This is a genomic window from Haloleucobacter albus, from assembly GCF_052492075.1.
Genome location: NZ_JBQWAS010000015.1, coordinates 17874 through 34861 on the forward strand (window position 1 = coordinate 17874; position 16988 = coordinate 34861).

Consider the following 16988-nt stretch of genomic DNA (forward strand, 5'->3'; position numbering starts at 1 on the left):
AGCCACCCTTGCACTTTGCGCGGGCCGCGACCATTGGAGGTTAGAGAAAAAACAGCGGTACCATGTTCATCGGCTGTTCGCGCAATGTCCTGATACTTTTTCGCCGCTAAGTTACTGAGGTCGAATGAAAACGAGTTGGATTGCAAATCCTTGCAGCGCTGGTTCGAATCCAGCGCGGGGCCTCCAGAAGATCGTCAGATGCTTATCTGACAGAGCTGTTCCCAAATAGAGCGGAGCCTCCCCAATGGCCCTTTTCGACTATCAAGACTTCTTCGCGCATGAACTCACCAAATTGCATCGGGAGGGGCGATATCGTGTCTTTGCAGACCTCGAACGTGAACCGAAAAGCGACATCTACGCCTTCGATCATCGTGTTGGCAGGCGTGTCACCATCTGGTGCTCAAACGACTATCTGTCCATGGGCGTTCACCCCGATGTCATAAGCGCAGCGCGGGAGGCGTTGCAGCAATATGGCGCGGGAGCCGGTGGTACACGCAATATTTCCGGCACCAGCCATGAGCATGTCCTGCTGGAACAGGAGCTTGCCGACCTGCACCGCAAGCAATCCGCCTTACTATTCACATCGGGCTACGTCGCAAACGATGCCGCGCTCTCCACGCTTGGTCGCCTTCTGCCGGGCTGCGTGGTCTTTTCCGATGCCCTGAATCATGCGTCGATGATCGAAGGCATCCGCCACTCAGGAGCGGAAAAACGCGTGTTCGCGCACAACGACTGGCGCGACCTTGAGCGCCAGCTTGCGACCGTCTGCAAATATCGGCCGAAGCTAATCTGCTTCGAGAGCTGCTATTCCATGGATGGCGATTTTGCCCCGATGGAAGCGATCTGCGATCTCGCCGATAAGCACAATGCCTTTACCTACGTCGATGAAGTCCATGCCGTCGGTCTTTACGGCGCGCGCGGAGCTGGCATCGCCGAACGGGACGGTCTTCTCGACCGTATCGATATGTTCCAAGGAACGCTCAGCAAGGGCTTCGGCTCTATCGGTGGCTATATTGCCGGTAGTCGCGATGTGTCGATTTCGTTCGCAGCTTCGCGTCAGGATTCATCTTCAGCACGGCACTGCCACCATCTGTGGTCGCGGGTATCCGCGCGGCCCTGCATCATTTGAAAGAAAACGGCTCGGCCCGGCAGACGCTGGCGAGGCGGGCAACGTCGCTGAAGGGTAAGATGCTGGCAAACGATATTCCGGTGATGCCGAGCCCCAGCCATATCCTGCCCGTCATGATTGGTGAAGCCACGTTGGCAAAGGCGATAACCGATCACCTCTTGGCCGAGAACGGCATCTACATCCAGCCCGTCAACTATCCAACCGTGCCGCGAGGGACCGAGCGCTTACGTATCACTCCAACCCCTCTTCATACGGATGAGGATGAGGATACCCTGATCGCCGCACTTGTTGGTGCACGCGATGTCTTCCCGCGTTGGCGACATCTGACAGCTGCCCAGTGTTCAATTCGAGCATTGGCAGAACCGGACTAACCAAAGGACCGCCCCGCTTCACGGCTTAAACTCACTCCCTCTGAAAGAATAAGACAATGCAAACCAGAATGAACATCGCTCAGCTTACTCCTGAACTATATCGTGCCGTCGTCGCCCTCGATAGTGCAGTGAAAAAATCAGGCCTGGACAATCGCGTCTCGCACCTTGTCAAGTTGCGCGCCTCGCAGATCAACGGTTGCGCGTATTGTGTTAACCTTCACGTGAAGGAAGCTCTCGACGATGGGCTGAATGCACAAATGTTACATCTTGTGGCTGTGTGGCGAGAGTCTCCATTCTTCGACAGCCGGGATCGCGCGGCTCTGGAATGGACGGAGAGCGTAACGCTGGCCGCCCAGAGTGGCATTCCTGATAATGTGTTTGAAATGGCTAGAGGTGCCTTCTCAGAAACGGAGATTGCACAGCTGACAATTGCTATTGGAACAATCAACATCTGGAACAGGATTGCGGTTAGTTCTCGTTTGCAGCATCCAGTGGATGAAAAAAGCGAAGCGCGCGATGTCAAAGGAGCCATCCGCTCGGAAAGTATCTGAGAGCTTGACGGTAATGCGTAGGCGTAGGCGGCAAGCCCAGAATATAGCCTCGGCGAAGGTGCCGCAGTTTTTGAGTGGCCGGTTCCCAATGGTTGCTTTGGTCCAGACTCTGGCTGTTGCCGAGTATTTGAACTTCCGTCATGCGGCGAATGCGCTTGGTGTCGCGCAATCTAGCGTAAGCGCGCGGGTGAAGGCGCTGGAGGAAGACCTTGGCATCCTTCTGTTTGAGCGTCACGCGCGCGGCGTCCGGTTGACCGAAGCCGGACGTCAATTCGTGGCGCAAGTCTCAGCAGGCATCGACCAGCTCGATCATGCGGTGAAGACCGCCGGAAGGGCCGCATCGGGGGAGCAGGGACGCCTGCGCATCGGCGCCCATGCGCTGATCCCCGGCGGTTTCCTTGCCGGGCTGCTGGCCGGATACCGGGAAGACCATCCAGGTATCGAGATCGACATTACCGAAGGCACGGCCCGCGACACCATGATGCGGCTTCGCGCGGACGAGTTGGACATCGTGTTCGTTGCCGGAACACCCGAACCGCCTGACTTTCATGCCCGGCGCATTTGGGCAGAACCCCTTTTCGCAGCGTTGCCGAATGACCATCACCTTGCTGACCGGCCTGCGGTTATGTGGGCCAATCTGACGCAAGAGACATTCCTTGTCCGGCATGGGGGCACCGGCCCGCAGGCATATGACCATATCCTGCTGCGCCTTTCCGGGCAGTGGCCCGCGCCGTCGATCCAGCGTTTCGATGTCGGGCGCAGCGCGTTGCTCTCCATGGTCGCACAGGGCTTTGGCGTCACCATTGTCGGCAGGGACGCATCGCTGGCGCCTGCATCCGGCGTTGTGTTCGTGCCATTCTCCGATGAACCGGAGCCGGTTGCCTTCTCTGCGGTCTGGTCGCCGTCCAATCGCAGCGCCGCGCTGCGCAACCTGCTGGACCTCGCAGCAGCCATGGAGCGACAGGCCCGGAAGGTCTGATCTTCACAACCATCCTTTTCGCCGCCGATCCTGTCCGACAACCCTCCGGCGGCGGTTTTGCTGTTGCCAGCACCACAAACGCTCCGTCTCTGATCGGCTCACACTCATGCCGATGGGAGCGAATATGCGCGGAGGCCGAATCCTCTGGGGTCAAATTACCGCAGTTTTCACCATCGTTCTTGTGATGACCTGGGCGGCGACGCAATGGACGGCGTTTCGTCTTGGCTTCCAGCCCCAGCTTGGTGGACCTTGGTTCGAACTGGCGGGCTGGCCGGTCTATTACCCGCCCGCCTTCTTCTGGTGGTGGTTTTCCTTCGACGCCTACGCGCCTGCAATATTCGTCGAAGGCGCGATCATAGCCGCGTCCGGCGGGCTGATGGCCATCGCCGCCGCCATCTTCATGTCGATCATCCGTTCGCGCGAGGCCCGCAATGTTGCCACCTACGGATCGGCACGATGGGCGGAGGATAAGGAAATCCGCTCTGCCGGTTTGCTTGGCCCCGATGGCGTGGTGCTTGGCCGATACGAACGGACCTATCTGCGCCATGACGGCCCGGAGCATGTCCTGTGTTTCGCTCCGACACGCAGCGGCAAGGGCGTCGGGCTTGTGGTGCCGACACTGCTGACCTGGCCGGGAAGCTGCATCGTCCATGACATCAAGGGCGAGAACTGGGGTCTGACCGCAGGGTTTCGGGCGAAACACGGTCGTGTCCTGCTGTTCGACCCGACAAATGCGAAGTCATCCGCCTACAACCCGTTGCTGGAGGTTCGGCAGGGTGAATGGGAAGTCCGCGACGTGCAGAACATCGCGGATATTCTCGTCGATCCCGAAGGCAGCCTCGACAAGCGCAACCATTGGGAAAAGACCAGCCACAGCCTGCTGGTCGGCGCGATCCTGCATGTGCTCTATGCCGAGAAGGACAAGACACTGGCAGGCGTCGCCAGTTTCCTGTCCGATCCGCGCCGCCCGGTCGAAGCCACCTTGCGCGCAATGATGGATGAGCTGCTGCCGACGAGGCGATCTACATCAAAGGGAACAAAAACACCCTGCTACGGACGCTGGTGGCAACCAAAGGTGGGAAATCGGCGGCAACCGGCGTTCCCGGTTTTGTTCCGAAGTGGCGGAGGGGGTGGAAGTCTAGGATTTTTAGTAAGCGCATGATTATTATCACAAATCACTGCGCCCGCATATGCAATGTGCCCGGCATTGTGCCCGGAATATTACTCCCGGTTTCCACACTCTCTATCCGCCCCCCCACCAGCACCCCCGCCACCTCGCGCAGCAGGCGCAGCACATCATGCGGGGTGAGCGGCACCCGCTCTGCCGCCTGCCCCGGCCGCAGGATGGCGAGAAAAACCCCGCCATCCTCAATGCTCACGGTTACCCGCGTGCGCGGGCCAGTATTGCGTGATCAGGGTTGCTTGAGCACATGAATTTTGACCCCCACCCAGAGCGCCGCGATCAGGCCGGCGACAGCCGCCATCACCACGGCATTGCCAACGGTCGTAACCATGCGGGCATAGGTGCAGCGCCAGTTGCGCAGGAATGCCATATCCTGTCGGGCGGCGGTGATCCCGGCGGCGTCATCCGCCGATATGCCCACCTCAAACAGCACCTTCCGGGCTGCCTTTTCGGCGGCGTCATCCATCATGGCTTGCAGCTCGACGCGAGATATCACCACAGATTCCTCGCGCGCCTCCAGCGCCGCCCGCACCTCACTTGTCATGCCCGGCCCCTCCATAGGCGCGACGCACCCCGGAATACCAGGTCCGGCAGGCGCTCAAATGTCCATTGGCGCGGATAAACGCAGAGCCAACACGCCCTAGCGCCACGCGCGCATCCATATTCGCGGGGATAGATGGAGCCGGCACCGGATTGCAGACGGCGGGCATGGGCGGCAAGGCCCGATCAGTGCCGGTGATGCCAGCCTGGCAGGCGCTCAAGCACATCACCAGCGGTGCAGCCAGGCTGGCCAGATAGAGTTTCGAGCGCATCCGTTGCCTCCTTCAGCTCGCGCGCCTGTTGATCGAGTTTCTCTTGCAGGGCGGCGGCGCGGCTTTCGGCCGCCGAGGCAATGGCGGCATCCGCCTTGGCAATGGCCTGCTGCCCGCGCTCACGCACCCACGCCTCCCGCGTATCGCCGCCATAATCCATGGCCACCCAGGCGACAGCCACGAGCGCGTACACTGTCGCCGGCACCTCGCCCAGCCAGCGCCGGGCCGCCACATAAATGCCGACCGAGGCTGACGCATACAGCCACCACGGCACAAATGAGAGGATCAGTTGCATCATGCCGGCACCCCCCGGCCACCCATCCAGCGGGGCAGCGCGCCAGCCTCGCTCAATCGGTGCCACAGCAGATAGAGCCCGCCAGCCATGACGAGGCAGCCAACCACAACCCCCAGCACGGTGCCCGAGGCCAGATAGGGCGCAGCGTCATCATGCACGCCGGCTACCTGCCGGGCGCTATCGGCCACCGTTACCAGTGCGGCGCCGCCGCCGCCAATAGCCCCAATGGCCCCCTGTACCGTGCCGCTTTTGAGCGCCCCGCCTGCCGGCAGCGGGCGTTCGGCTGGCGGGTCATCCGCCGCCTTCTGGCCGGCGAGCCGATCCGCCATCTTGTCGCGCGTTTGCCGCCCGGCGATGCCATCCACCTTGAGCCCGTTGCGCCGCTGGAAATCCCGCACGGCGCGCTCTGTCTCCGGGCCCTTGAGGCCATCTGCCGTGATGCCGTAGCCCAAACCGTTGAGCTGGTGTTGCAGGGCGAGAATCTCGCCATCCGAGCGCGCGGCGGACCATGCCGTGCCCCCCGACACCAGCGGCCAGATCCGATCAAACCAGCGCTTGCGGTCTGCCGCACCATTGTAGCCGCCATTGATGCGGCGGGTGATGCCGTTGAGGTCATTGCGATCCGCCAGAGCATTGCACCCGCTCTCGCGCCATTCGGCCAGCGCGGGCAGCAGGGCATATTCCGGCTGCGTCACCGCATCCGGGGTGCGCTCAAACAGATCGCCCAGCCCCACCCGTTCACCCAGCCGGCGATGCGCGCCGCGCCCGGTGGTCTGCATCAGGCCGTTGCCGCGATAGGCCCAGCCATCCCCCCTACGGGTGTTTCCCAGCTCGCTGGCCTTGCGCGGATTGCCCAGCCCATAGACCCGATCAAACAACGCCGGACCGTTACCGGCCAGCGCACGCGCTTCCGCCATCGTCACCCCGGCGGAGTGGCGGCCCACCCCGAAAATCTCGACAATACGCTTGCGCGAGTAGGCGCCGCTTTCCCGCAATACGGTCAGCCCGCCCGTCTCATGCAGCACCTGGGACAAAAAATGCGCCAGCCGCAGAGGCGTGGTGATGCCGTAGCGCTCCAGCAGCTCATCCCCTGCCGCGAAGGCCGCCACATAATTTTCCCGCGCGCGCGGGGCCAGCCGGCGCACAATGTCTATCGCTCGCATCCTCTTATCCTTTCCGGGCAACAAAAAACCCGGCGCGCGAGATGCGGCCGGGCACAAAAAAACCCGCGCGAGGCGGGTGGCAATCGTCACTATATCAGGACAAATATGCAATAAATGTCATTATATAATGACATTTATGTTGACCGACAACCCAGATTGTCCTAATTTAAGGACATGGAAGGCGCGCGGCCAACCACCCCACACGGTCAGGGGCGATGATCGGAAGGGAGGCAGGGGATGGAATATCTTCCCTTGGTCCTTCAAATCCTCCAACTGGCAGTCAGCGTTGCAATTCTGATAAATGCCAGAAGGAGGAAGTGAAGACCGGAGGGGGCCGCAAGGCTCCCTCCACCTCCACAAGATAGATAAGGGAACAGGCCATGGCAATGACCGCAGAAGACTTCAATGCCTGGATGGAACTGCGGGGCATTTCGGGCCGAGAGGCGGCGCGGCAGCTGGGTGTCAGCAATGACACCATCACGCGATACAAACGCAGCGGTGCGCCGCTGCACATCGCGCTCGCCTGCTCTGCCATCTGCCATGGCCTGCCCCCGTGGAGAAGGGCTGAAAGTCATGACGACAATTGAAACCGCCCAGCTCGCCATTGGCATCATCAATCTGATGTTGCTGGTCATGATCTGGCGCAAGATTTGAGCGCCTGCCTGTCCCGGTCCAGGCCGGGACAGGCCACACGACCTGCGCAGCGGCCCTTGCTCCGGCCTCATCCTCTGCCGCCTGTCACAACTGCGCCGCTGCCACAAAAAACGCATCCACCTGCGCCGTCTCAAACCCCAGCGCATCAAACCCGGCCTGCATCATGGCGTCCGAGCGCACGAATGTAGAGCTGCTCTCATACGCGATCTGGGTTTCCAGCGGCTGGGTGTCTATCCACGCCTCGACGGTATCCAGCAATCCCAGCGCTAAGAGGTGCAGCCGGAATTGGCGGCGGGAAATGCGCACCGGGATTTGCGGCTCTTCCGGCGCCATTTGGGGGGCTGTCGGCGGGATGGCATCATCCACCACGCGGGTGGGATATTCCTCCCCGTAAGCTACCGGGTTGCGCAGATAGCCCCGGCGGCCGATCCGGCTGGCATCAATCTCTGTGCGGGCCTCAGCCATCATTCGGCCTCCTCATAATCCGGCTTGATGCGCTCCGGCCGGAAGAGGCCATCGGCATCGGTGTAATCCGCTGCGCGGATGACTGGATCGTTCCGGCGGGCAGACACCAGCCAGTGCGCCGGGCCGCTGAAGCCCTCATCCTCTGCCGTGATGACAAATGATCCGCCCGTGATCGGGCCGGCCTTGAGGCGCACCAAACTGCCATCAGCCTGCACGCTCTGGACCAACGCGTCGGCAGTCAGAGCCGCGAAGGTGCCGGGTGTCATGTTGCTGGCAGCATCAATATCCACGGTTGCCACGCCGGCCACCAGATCGGCCGTGCCACGGTAGAGCAACAGCGCTTCCGGGCTTTCAATTGCGACGTGGTACAGGTCAAGATTATACGGATCGAGCGGGTGGTCGATGACAAAATTTTTGGCACCAGAACAGGAAAAAGCGCCTGATGGTGAGAACGTAAATGCGCCTGTATTACTGCCCTCTGTAACGTATATAAGCGCCCCATCCGATTCTTTTTGCAGGCTCATTTTCCGCGTGCTTTCGGAAAATGCCGCCCCCTGATAAGACCGGATCGCGCCACCCCAACCGCTGCTGTTGTACGCCTCACACGCCGACCTGATCTTTGCTTCGCCGGATGTTTCCAAAGCTGCGCTCTTGAACAGACCGTTGTTATAAAGAATAACTTCTCTGTATGTTGCAGGATTTGAATTATCAAAAACACGTAGGTGCAAATTGCCATCCGGCTCGGATACAACAATTTGAGCCCTGTTAACATCGTCAGAATTTGAGAATATTACACGTTTTGTAGTATTGCTTTTGAGTACAGCACCGCTGGCGTACGACGTCCCGCTGATAGTGATGTTCCCGCTTACAGACAATGACCCTGTTAGCGCCCCTCCCGCGAGCGGCAGATAATCTTTCACGGCAGCGGCGGCCACATTCGCGGCTTTGGCGTCAACATAACCCTTGTTCGTCGCGTGGTAGTCCGCAGTCGGCGCAAGGTACAGGTTAAGCGCACCATCGCTGTCAAAATCAAAATCGCGATAGGTCGAACCTCCCCCGTCCCATGCGCGAATTTTGAAAATCTGTTTTGTACTGCCGGGGATCGAATATAACCCGGAAATACGAAAATCATCAGCAGTCCGATACTCGAACAGCGTGTTTCCGGCGGCCCGGATCCCGATATTGCCCGCGAACCAACCGCCCGAGCGAGGTACAATGTCCGGCAGATCAGACAAATCATCGTAACTTCCGGTGCTCGCAACAAGCGCAAATGTGGATGGCTGCACGGCCCATGCCGACAATCCGCGTGACCACCCCGCCCCGGTATCCAGCGCCAGAGCACGCATGCCCGCAGCCGGCGCGGTATAGGCCCAGCCGGTCCCGGTCCAGAGCGCCAGGTGGCCAGCGCGCCCGGCCCATACCCCCGTGGGTGCGGCGGCGATCAGGTAGATATCATCCGTCACCGGGCTGGCCGGCGGCGCATTGGTGGTCGCGGATCGCACCGCATAATCACCACGCTGCGCCAACAGAATGCGCGATGCCGCCAGCACCTCCCGCATGTCTGCCAGCGCCTGTAGGCCGGTGCTGCGGCTGGGGGCCGTGTACCAGATGGCATAAGCTCCGCTCGCCGCCGCCGGGGCCGGCAGCAGCAGCGTCAGCGCCGTGCTGCTCTCCACCGATGCGATGCGCATCTGCCGTCCGCCGATCTCCAGCGTATCGCCCGCCCGGACCAGTCCGGCCCATGAGGTTCCGGCTCCGGCCACGGCGGTGCTGCCCGCCGATACGGTGACCGTGCCGCTATCGTAATAATCAGCCATAGGGGCCTCAGTAATGGGAGAAATTGAAGGCTGCGCAGCCTATGCTGTCAAGGAAATTGTAATTATTCGCCTTTTGGCCTGAAATATACTGCATCGTATTTGACGATGTAGGGTAGCAGCACCAGCCCAAATATGGATATTGCCCAAGAGTAAACATCCCAACCTGTTGGAATGTTCCGCCATCAGATGAGCGCTTACCCTTGAAGCAGATGATAGGAATATCGCTGGGGTTAACGTTTAGACTTCTTGACGTATTCGCAGCCCCTGTGACGCTCCATTCATCTCTATCCGCCAGATAGAGCATGGATTTTGACGTATCGAGTAGCATTTGATCTGCCGTTGCCGCAGTGACGCTCACATCCCGTTTGGAGATTTTAAGGCCGCTTTCATCCAGCAACACGCGCGGCATCGAACTGGCAGACGCCCCGCCGTCAGCACTGTTGATCTTGTCAGGCTCAAATATAGCCCATAAAACTTTTGGTGCCGGGGTGAAATTCTGTCCAATGGGCCATTCGTAAACCTGAATTTTTATCTTGTTATCTGCAGTCCATTGGACAGTATATTCCATCGTCCTATTAAGCGTTGGCATCGCAAAATTGCTGAATGCCACCACAACCGCCGGGCGATTTGGATAACTATTCGATAGGGTTATATTGCCCGTGGTATATCCATATCTCAGATTTGTAGACGACGCACCGGGGTTGGTGTTGTACAGCGAGGTGTTTGCTGTACCCGCCTCCGATACCTGTATCGGTGCCGCGTCGGTCGATATGAGCATGTCGCCGTCTGGAGCTGTCAGGACGTTCGCGCCGCGACGGGACTGCCAAAATCCCGAAGTGCCTCTGTTTGGGTGATTCCCCAGAAGGAGGCGAGGCACCCCCGTTACAGACTCGGAGGCAAGGTCTGCGTCAATCGGGGCCTTGAAGACGATGTAGTCAAATTGGCTTCTTGAGCCATTACCGTAACCGCACCACAGATGGATGCGGTCTGTCTTGCTGATGGCGAGACAGGGGAAGCGCACATTGCCAAGTCTGTTTGCCGTCTGATTGGTAATGCGCCACGCAAATACAACAGGGTTGTAGTCAAGCGGCTCATCCAACATGATAGTTTGAAAGTGCAGCCCCGCAATATCCTCAAGCGTACCGTCAGTTGTACCATAGGCGTATTGGTGCAAGGACAGCACATTGCGCCAGGTGCTATCGTACACAAGTTGCTCATTGGTCAGGCCCGTATCGCCGGCATCAAACCCGTCGCGCGCAATCCGCAGACGGGGCTCCCCATTAAAATTGCCCAGGATGACACGCGCGCCCATAGCCTCAATCCGATATGATGATGTTACCATTCGGGCCGCTGGCGGAGATTTTCGCGCCAATGCTCATGAGCCCGGTAACATTGAGGTCGCCAGTATTGGACGTGATTGCGGAGAGGGTAGCCGCGATAACCTTGGCTGCCGTCAAACTGCCATCGGCGACCAGATCCGCATTGAGATAGGCCGTCCCGCTCGCATCCACCGTCAGCAACGCCTTGCCGCCGGCCCCATCCATGATTGACGTGGAATCGGCCTGCAAAAACAGCTTCGAGCTGTAATTGCCCGGCGTGCCATAAACCGCGAGCATCAGCCCGCCCTGCGCCAGATCCTCGCCATCACCGGCCTTCACGGCGATCTGGTAGGCGGCCAGCGCCCCATCCGGCTTGCTCGCGCTGGCAATGGCCTGCACGGAGACATTGGCGACCACGCCCTCAATCTGGGCCTCAAGGTCCGTACGCTGGAGGGCGACGGCATTGGTCAGATCTGTCAGCGCCTCAGTAGTGCTCGTGATTGACGCCGTATTGCTGGCCACGTTGGCCCGTACAACCCCGATGTCCGTAGCCAGTGCGCTATCAGCGTTGGCCCGCACCTCACGCTCTGCCGTGATTGACGCCTCTGCCTCTCCCACACGCACGCCCATGCGCTCTGTTTCGCGCCGGGAGGCGGTCCACACCTCATCAGCCTGCTTCCGGGCCACCGCATCCACATTGGCCACGGCCATGCCCAGCGCATCCGTGATCTCGCGCAGGGCGGCGATATCCTCATCCTGCCGCGTCAAGACACGCTCGCGCAGCGCCGCCTCCATCGCCTCCACAGTTACGGTTCCGGGTGCCGGGGCAACGGTCATGTCGCCCGTTGTCACCACCTGCCAATCGGTCCATGTCGTGGTGCGCCTGGGCGTCGTGGCCAGCGTGCCGCGCACCTCATAGGTGGTCGCGCCCTGCAACCCGGCAGATATCAGCAGCTCGCCGCCATTCGGGGCGGTGCTGGTGGCCGTCATCACATCGGCGCTGCCCTGCGGACGATACTCGATCACGATGGCGTCTACCGTCGCATCGAGGATAGGTGACCATGTGACCCGCAAGGCCGGCTGTTTGGCGCCCGCCTCACTCACCAGCGAGGTGGCGAGCACGCTCATCAGCGGCACCGTGGTGATCAGGTCCGGCTTGTCGCCGGGCACGCCCGGCACGCTCACCGCACCCTCATCATCCTCGGACCACGCATAGGCCGCCGCGCTGATCTCCCGCAGGTTGAGCGTCACCGTCTGGTCAGCGTGGGAGGTGGTATCCACCACCAGCCAGATCCGCAGCCCGTAGCGCGCCGAGTCCCAGCGCAGCCAATCCCCCGGCTCCAGCACCACGGCCGCAAATCCAAGCGTGATGGTGGCCGTCGCCTGCAGGCGGGACAGGCCCAGATGGATCTGCCCCAGCCGTTGCGCCTGCAGGGCATGATGCACGGATGGATAATCCACCTGCACCCGGCGGATTTCCCCGTCCGCCGCCTCCGCCGCCGCCGAGGTTCGGGCCTCATAGGCCACCAGCTCATACTGGTCCGCCGGGTCCGAAAAACTCCCGAAGACGCCATTTGTCAGATCCGAGCGCGAGCGGCGCGCCGCAAAACGCACCTGACGGCCGGAGACGAGATCGCCATCCGTAATGGTCGGATAGGTGACAATCTGAGCCACCCCAGCCTGCGGACTGAAGGCCCCCACGCGCTCATAGAGCGCCCCCGCACAGGCATCCAGAAAGCGCTGGATCACCGTGGCGTGCTCCTCATCCGCCGCCACATAGGTGCCACAGCGATAGCGCGGCACAGAGCTGCCATCGCTCTCCGCCACCAGCTCATCGCAGGCATTGGCGGCCGCCGTCCAGCTATCGGCCGCCAGATCCACCGGGGCCACGCCCATGCCCACCGTCAGCTCGCCGCCCAGCCAGGTGCCGCGCTGATAATTATAGAGCTGGACAATCGGATTTTCCGAAAACTCCCAGGTGGTTGGATCGTCCCAGCGATGCGCCCCACTGCCACCAACCGTGCTGTCGCGCCGCCAGTCATAGAGCCGCCGCCCGCGCATCTCGAAAACCATCTGCGGGATGCCGTTTGGGAATGCCTCCTCATCATACAGGCCGCGCATATGCACGTAGCAGATGCCGGAGAGCCGATCCGCCGTGGTCCATCGCCCCGCCGGATTGGCATAATTGACGAGCTGCGTTGAGGCCGGCTGATCCTCAAATCCACGCCAGAGGGTGAGCGTCAGATAGGAGACACCCGCACCGCCCAGCACCCCCTCGACGCGATAGGCCGTGCGGTACGCATTATCCTGCAGGACCGTGACGGCATAAGCCTTGCCGCCGATCCACACCCGCTCGATCGCATCATGCGGCCCATCTCCGAGGAGATAGACCATATCGAGCATGTTGTTGTTGTCGGCAAATGTGTTGATATATGCCAGATAGCCGGCCACGCCCACGCGGCCATAGGTGCAGCCGCGCGGCTGGCCTCCGCCCATCTCCACATCGGTCTGGATACCGGCCTGCGCCGTTGCGCCCTGCTGTCCGCCCAGCGCGGATGATGCGTAAGCAAGCCCGCCGGCAATGCCCACATTGATCAGCCCGCCCACAATGGCGCCAGCCGTCGTGCCGGCAAGGCCAACAGCCCCGACAATCGCCGCCCCGATAAATGGCATATCTGATTATCCCGCCCGAAATGCCCGCTTGAGCCGCGCACGCGGCAGGCGGGTGAGGCCGGCCGGGGCCATGCCCAGCACATCAGCCCCGATCACCACAACGCCGGCCTCGCCGCCAGCCTCATCAATCACACCCACATCGCCGCGCTGGGCAAGGCTGGGCGGCACCTCCGGCAGCGCAGCCGCCAGCGCGTCCCCGATGCCGTTAAAGCCGCGCTCCACCAGCAGACGCGCCGCGCCCGTGGCGCTGTCATAGGCGGGCAGATCGGCATAGATCGCAGCGCCGGAAACAGCCTCGACCGTGGCCAGCACCAGACGCCAGCAATCGCGCTCACCCCAAACAAATATGCCGCCCTGATAGGCGGCAATCACATCGTCCAGCCGATCCGGCCAATGGCGCAGGCGTGTCATGATGCACTCCCCGGCGCGCGGCCCCAGAAGGCGGTTTGCCGCCCCGCCACAGCCGCATGGCGCAGCCCGCCATCCGCTGCATCAATCCGGAGCTGATCGGCAACAGACCAGACCCGATAGCCCTTGCGGGTCACATCCCGCCCCCGGCTCTCGCAGGTCACCGCGAGCACGGCCTCGCCCCCGATCGTCTCATCATGGGTGATCTGGCTCACATACCCCCGCCACAGCCGCTCCACGGCAACCAGCGCCCGCGTTTCTGGATGGGTGTAGGCCCGGCGCAATGTCACCGGGCGGCCGTGATAGTGTTCGGCCTCGATGCCGGCCAGCGTGTCCGGCGTCAGAGCCGTATTGGCGATGGCCGTGAGGGTGAGTGTCAGGCTCGCGGATTCAAGGCTGCCGACGGCTGTTACATCCTCAATCCCGATCAGCCCGCCGGCCCCGAGATATGTCAGCCCGGCAAATTCCAGCCGGCCCGCGCCGCTCCAGAACCCATAGGTGCCGGTGCCAAAATCAAACTGGATCAGCGCAGCCGTCACCATGCGCCCGCTGGCCAGCAGGGCCAGCGTCTCGCTGTCAAATGCACGCATCGGATAACCTCAGGCCAGTATCTGCACAGCCTCAAAGGAGGCGGACCCCAGTGCGCCGCCCTCCTCACACTGCCACGTGTCCGGCACAATCATCATCACGCAGGCCGGCCGCACCAGCGCCACCTCCGCCCCGGCTTCCGGGGCCGGCAACAGGCGCACCTCCGGCTCAACCGTCACCGTCACAGCCCCGGCAGCGGAAGCCTGCACCGTCTCCACAATCTCGTGATAGGCCCGCACCCCGGCCCAGGCGAAAGAGAGCCGGTCACCCGCGCGGGCCTCATAGCCCGCCGACAGGCTGGTCAACTCGATGGTGGTGGCGGTGACAGCCCCCAGCACCGCCAGCCCATTGCCAAAACTGCCCCCGCCCGCCCGCGTCAGATCCAGCACCCCGGCCCCGTAAGCCTGCGGATAGGAGCCCACCCAGTCATAAGCGAGGATCTGCCGCGTGCCGGCCAGCGCGCCATACCAGGCATTCAGCGCCCGCCGGCCAGACCAGCGCAGCGGCTCTGTCTGCACCTGAAACCGCCAGAGCGCCGCGCCCGTCTCCGCCGCCTGCACCGCGCCAGATGCCAACGTGTTGACGGACAGGGCCCGCTGCAGCGTCATCTGCGAGCGCAGATAGCGCACACCCTCCGGCAGGGGGCGCGGATAGGTAATCGCCATCAGCTCCTCCTGCCGCGCGGCATCCGCGCCCGCGCCTGCTCCACAACCCCCGGCACCTGCTTCAGCAGCGCCCTGTTGTTCTGGTCCAACAGCGCCTTGAACTGCGCCTCGCTCATCTGCGAGCCCCGCGCATCAATCGTGTATGAGGGCGAGAGCGATACCGACGTCCCGCCGCCGGCCTTGAGCGCGGGGATGGCGGGGGCGCGTAAACCCACAGCACCGCCATCCGCAAAGCCCGGCAGGCCGGTGCGGCGCAGCGCCTCCAGATTGCCCACGCCGATGCGCGAGGTTGAGGCCGCGTCAAACACATATTCGCCCCGGTGCACCACACCGGCAGGGTCATGCCGCCCCCCAGCGCCAGTGTATCCCCCGGTGTCAAACAGGCCGATCGAGCCGCCCCCGCTCCCGCCAAGGCCGGAGAACAGCGCGCTCATCAACCCGCCGGAGCTTCCGCCGCCCAGAAGGCCGGCCAACGGCCCCTGCCCCAGCAAGGCCGCCTGCATCGCCGCATCCGCCAGATTGCCCACCAGATCCTTGAGCACGTCATTCAGGCTTTTCGTGCCGTCAATCAGGCCCGATATGGAGGATGACAGCGCCTGCCCCGTATAATCCTGCAGGGCGCGCACCCCCTCCATTTTTGTGCGCGCCTGCTCAAGCTGGTCTACAGCGGTCGCATAGGCTGCCGCCTCACGCTGTATCCCCGCCTCGACTTCCGGGGTGATCTGCACACCGGCCCGCCGCGCCTCTGCCAGCAGGTCATGTTCCATCCTCAGCCTGGCGGCCTCATAGGTGGATTGGCCCAGCGCCTGCTGCTCCAGCTCCAACGCCGCGATTTCCTCTCGGATGCGATCAATCGAGCGCTCAAAATCTTCGCCCGGCGTCCGGCGGCTAGAGGTCTTTGTTTTCTTTTCTTTCTCTTTAGACGCAACCACCTTACCCGGCACAGAAATATCGATATGCGGACGCCGCTGTGATTGCTGGCTTCGATCAATCAAAGTTGGCGTTTCAACACCCAAATTCAGGACATCATTCATGGTGCCCAGAACATCACCCGCCATGCGGAAATACGCCCACCCCTCCCAGTTGCCCACCCATGTCAGGAAATCCTGCGCGGCTGTCGCCCATTCATCGAACTTGGCAGCGACGGCAACGACCGCCCCTTTCAGCCTCATATCAAAGACCGTGGCGAGCTCATTGAACTTGGCATCAAGTTCAGTGGCTTTAACCACCAGTTCATTGCTCATGATGATCCCGAGCTCACGGGCGCGATGGGCCCATTCATCAATGGATTTAGAACCAGCAGCCAAAAAACGAACAAACTGCTCGCCGCCTGTCCCGCCGAATATTTCATCAGAGATACGTATCTGGGCAGAAGTATCAAACTGTTTGAGCCGCTCGATAATTTCCTTGAACAGGGCCACCGGGTCTTTCAGCTTCTTGCGCAATTCCTCCGCCGAATAACCCAGACGCTGAAACGCATCAGCGCCACTCCCCTTCCCTGTCACTACAAATTCATCAGCGCGCAGTTGCATTTCTTTCAGACCATCGGTCAGCGCATCCATGCTCACCTTGACCTGTTGCGCGGCGTAGCCGAGCTCCTGTAATTCCTCTGCGCTCACCCCGGCCTTTCGGGCTTCCGCCCCAATTTCGGCGAGAGCCGCGGAAGCAGAGCGCAGTTGCGAGACGACAGCAGTAGAACCCACTACCGCCACACCTCCGGCAAGCGCGGTCGCCCCCGCAATCCCCGCCCGAATATTGGAAGACATGGCCGCAAAGGCCGACGATATTTTGCCGGATTGCCCATTTGCATCCGTCCCGAAAGTGCGTAGCCGACGACCCGCCTCACGCAGCCCGGAGTTAAAACCCTCGGAATTGAGCCCCAGATCTATATAAAGGCCCGCAATTTGCTGCGCCAT

General features: G+C 61.6%; 15 protein-coding genes, 1 tRNA gene and 2 pseudogenes. 6 read left to right on the forward strand and 12 right to left on the reverse strand.

Translation table 11 applies throughout. The features are described from left to right. Nucleotides 1-105 precede the first annotated feature (105 nt). From ACT6QH_RS01840 to ACT6QH_RS01860, 5 genes and pseudogenes are all read left to right on the forward strand, one after another. Nucleotides 106-186 (forward strand) — tRNA-OTHER (locus ACT6QH_RS01840). A 58-nt stretch (nt 187-244) separates the two neighbouring features. Further along, a pseudogene (gene hemA / locus ACT6QH_RS01845) lies at nt 245-1500 on the forward strand (5-aminolevulinate synthase). A 56-nt stretch (nt 1501-1556) separates the two neighbouring features. Beyond that, a complete protein-coding gene (locus tag ACT6QH_RS01850) occupies nt 1557-2051 on the forward strand; it encodes a carboxymuconolactone decarboxylase family protein (RefSeq protein ID WP_444973111.1) in 495 nt (164 codons plus the stop codon). Between the two features lie 88 nt (nt 2052-2139). Then, a complete protein-coding gene (locus tag ACT6QH_RS01855) occupies nt 2140-3030 on the forward strand; it encodes a LysR family transcriptional regulator (RefSeq protein WP_444973112.1) in 891 nt (296 codons plus the stop codon). Nucleotides 3031-3154: 124 nt separating this feature from the next. Beyond that, a pseudogene (locus ACT6QH_RS01860) lies at nt 3155-4030 on the forward strand (type IV secretory system conjugative DNA transfer family protein); the annotation flags it as partial. A 175-nt stretch (nt 4031-4205) separates the two neighbouring features. Here ACT6QH_RS01860 and ACT6QH_RS01865 read toward each other — a convergent pair. The 4 genes from ACT6QH_RS01865 to ACT6QH_RS01880 form a co-directional block, all read right to left on the reverse strand. Then, nucleotides 4206-4409: a hypothetical protein gene (locus tag ACT6QH_RS01865; RefSeq protein ID WP_444973113.1), complete on the reverse strand. Its 204-nt coding sequence runs from the start codon at nt 4407-4409 to the stop codon at nt 4206-4208. A gap of 33 nt (nt 4410-4442) precedes the next feature. After that, entirely contained in the window at nt 4443-4757 is a 315-nt protein-coding gene (locus ACT6QH_RS01870; RefSeq protein ID WP_444973114.1) for a hypothetical protein, read from the reverse strand. Nucleotides 4758-4939: 182 nt separating this feature from the next. Next, on the reverse strand, nt 4940-5323 hold the full coding sequence (locus ACT6QH_RS01875) for a hypothetical protein (protein WP_444973115.1): 384 nt from the start codon (nt 5321-5323) through the stop codon (nt 4940-4942). Further along, nucleotides 5320-6483, reverse strand: a complete 1164-nt coding sequence (locus tag ACT6QH_RS01880; RefSeq protein ID WP_444973116.1) for a peptidoglycan-binding protein — start codon at nt 6481-6483, stop codon at nt 5320-5322. Before ACT6QH_RS01880 ends, ACT6QH_RS01875 begins: the two co-directional genes overlap by 4 nt. 468 nt (nt 6484-6951) lie before the next feature. On the opposite strand from ACT6QH_RS01880, the gene ACT6QH_RS01885 reads away from it, so the two are divergent. Further along, a complete protein-coding gene (locus tag ACT6QH_RS01885; RefSeq protein WP_444973117.1) occupies nt 6952-7137 on the forward strand; it encodes a hypothetical protein in 186 nt (61 codons plus the stop codon). An 84-nt stretch (nt 7138-7221) separates the two neighbouring features. Here ACT6QH_RS01885 and ACT6QH_RS01890 read toward each other — a convergent pair whose 3' ends face one another. Genes ACT6QH_RS01890 through ACT6QH_RS01925 form a run of 8 tightly spaced genes read right to left on the reverse strand, consistent with a single transcriptional unit; the run spans nt 7222 to nt 16988 of the window. Then, nucleotides 7222-7605, reverse strand: coding sequence for a hypothetical protein (locus ACT6QH_RS01890; RefSeq protein WP_444973118.1), 384 nt, complete (start codon nt 7603-7605; stop codon nt 7222-7224). Beyond that, nucleotides 7602-9419, reverse strand: a complete 1818-nt coding sequence (locus tag ACT6QH_RS01895) for a DUF2793 domain-containing protein (RefSeq protein WP_444973119.1) — start codon at nt 9417-9419, stop codon at nt 7602-7604. Before ACT6QH_RS01895 ends, ACT6QH_RS01890 begins: the two co-directional genes overlap by 4 nt. 7 nt (nt 9420-9426) lie before the next feature. Next, nucleotides 9427-10731 (reverse strand): hypothetical protein, encoded by a 1305-nt coding sequence (locus ACT6QH_RS01900; RefSeq protein ID WP_444973120.1) that lies wholly within the window; start codon nt 10729-10731, stop codon nt 9427-9429. A 4-nt stretch (nt 10732-10735) separates the two neighbouring features. After that, complete coding sequence (locus ACT6QH_RS01905) at nt 10736-13411, reverse strand: phage tail tip fiber protein (protein ID WP_444973121.1); 2676 nt, start codon at nt 13409-13411, stop codon at nt 10736-10738. A gap of 6 nt (nt 13412-13417) precedes the next feature. Beyond that, nucleotides 13418-13822, reverse strand: coding sequence for a DUF6950 family protein (locus ACT6QH_RS01910; RefSeq protein ID WP_444973122.1), 405 nt, complete (start codon nt 13820-13822; stop codon nt 13418-13420). Beyond that, nucleotides 13819-14409 carry a DUF2163 domain-containing protein gene (locus tag ACT6QH_RS01915; protein ID WP_444973123.1) on the reverse strand — a complete coding sequence of 197 codons (591 nt, stop codon included), beginning with the start codon at nt 14407-14409 and terminating at the stop codon, nt 13819-13821. The genes ACT6QH_RS01910 and ACT6QH_RS01915 overlap by 4 nt, the downstream gene beginning before the upstream one ends. A gap of 9 nt (nt 14410-14418) precedes the next feature. Beyond that, nucleotides 14419-15072, reverse strand: a complete 654-nt coding sequence (locus ACT6QH_RS01920) for a major capsid protein (protein WP_444973124.1) — start codon at nt 15070-15072, stop codon at nt 14419-14421. Next, complete coding sequence (locus ACT6QH_RS01925) at nt 15072-16988, reverse strand: phage tail tape measure protein (protein ID WP_444973125.1); 1917 nt, start codon at nt 16986-16988, stop codon at nt 15072-15074. Before ACT6QH_RS01925 ends, ACT6QH_RS01920 begins: the two co-directional genes overlap by 1 nt.

Excerpts from the sequence above, each read along its gene's own strand:
- ACT6QH_RS01850 (WP_444973111.1), top strand. The coding sequence starts at position 1,557 with ATGCAAACCAGAATGAACATCGCTCAGCTTACTCCTGAACTATATCGT.
- ACT6QH_RS01855 (WP_444973112.1), top strand. The coding sequence starts at position 2,140 with ATGGTTGCTTTGGTCCAGACTCTGGCTGTTGCCGAGTATTTGAACTTC.
- ACT6QH_RS01870 (WP_444973114.1), bottom strand. The coding sequence starts at position 4,757 with ATGACAAGTGAGGTGCGGGCGGCGCTGGAGGCGCGCGAGGAATCTGTG.
- ACT6QH_RS01875 (WP_444973115.1), bottom strand. The coding sequence starts at position 5,323 with ATGATGCAACTGATCCTCTCATTTGTGCCGTGGTGGCTGTATGCGTCA.
- ACT6QH_RS01880 (WP_444973116.1), bottom strand. The coding sequence starts at position 6,483 with ATGCGAGCGATAGACATTGTGCGCCGGCTGGCCCCGCGCGCGCGGGAA.
- ACT6QH_RS01885 (WP_444973117.1), top strand. The coding sequence starts at position 6,952 with ATGACACCATCACGCGATACAAACGCAGCGGTGCGCCGCTGCACATCG.
- ACT6QH_RS01890 (WP_444973118.1), bottom strand. The coding sequence starts at position 7,605 with ATGATGGCTGAGGCCCGCACAGAGATTGATGCCAGCCGGATCGGCCGC.
- ACT6QH_RS01895 (WP_444973119.1), bottom strand. The coding sequence starts at position 9,419 with ATGGCTGATTATTACGATAGCGGCACGGTCACCGTATCGGCGGGCAGC.
- ACT6QH_RS01900 (WP_444973120.1), bottom strand. The coding sequence starts at position 10,731 with ATGGGCGCGCGTGTCATCCTGGGCAATTTTAATGGGGAGCCCCGTCTG.
- ACT6QH_RS01905 (WP_444973121.1), bottom strand. The coding sequence starts at position 13,411 with ATGCCATTTATCGGGGCGGCGATTGTCGGGGCTGTTGGCCTTGCCGGC.
- ACT6QH_RS01910 (WP_444973122.1), bottom strand. The coding sequence starts at position 13,822 with ATGACACGCCTGCGCCATTGGCCGGATCGGCTGGACGATGTGATTGCC.
- ACT6QH_RS01915 (WP_444973123.1), bottom strand. The coding sequence starts at position 14,409 with ATGCGTGCATTTGACAGCGAGACGCTGGCCCTGCTGGCCAGCGGGCGC.
- ACT6QH_RS01920 (WP_444973124.1), bottom strand. The coding sequence starts at position 15,072 with ATGGCGATTACCTATCCGCGCCCCCTGCCGGAGGGTGTGCGCTATCTG.
- ACT6QH_RS01925 (WP_444973125.1), bottom strand. The coding sequence starts at position 16,988 with ATGGCGCAGCAAATTGCGGGCCTTTATATAGATCTGGGGCTCAATTCC.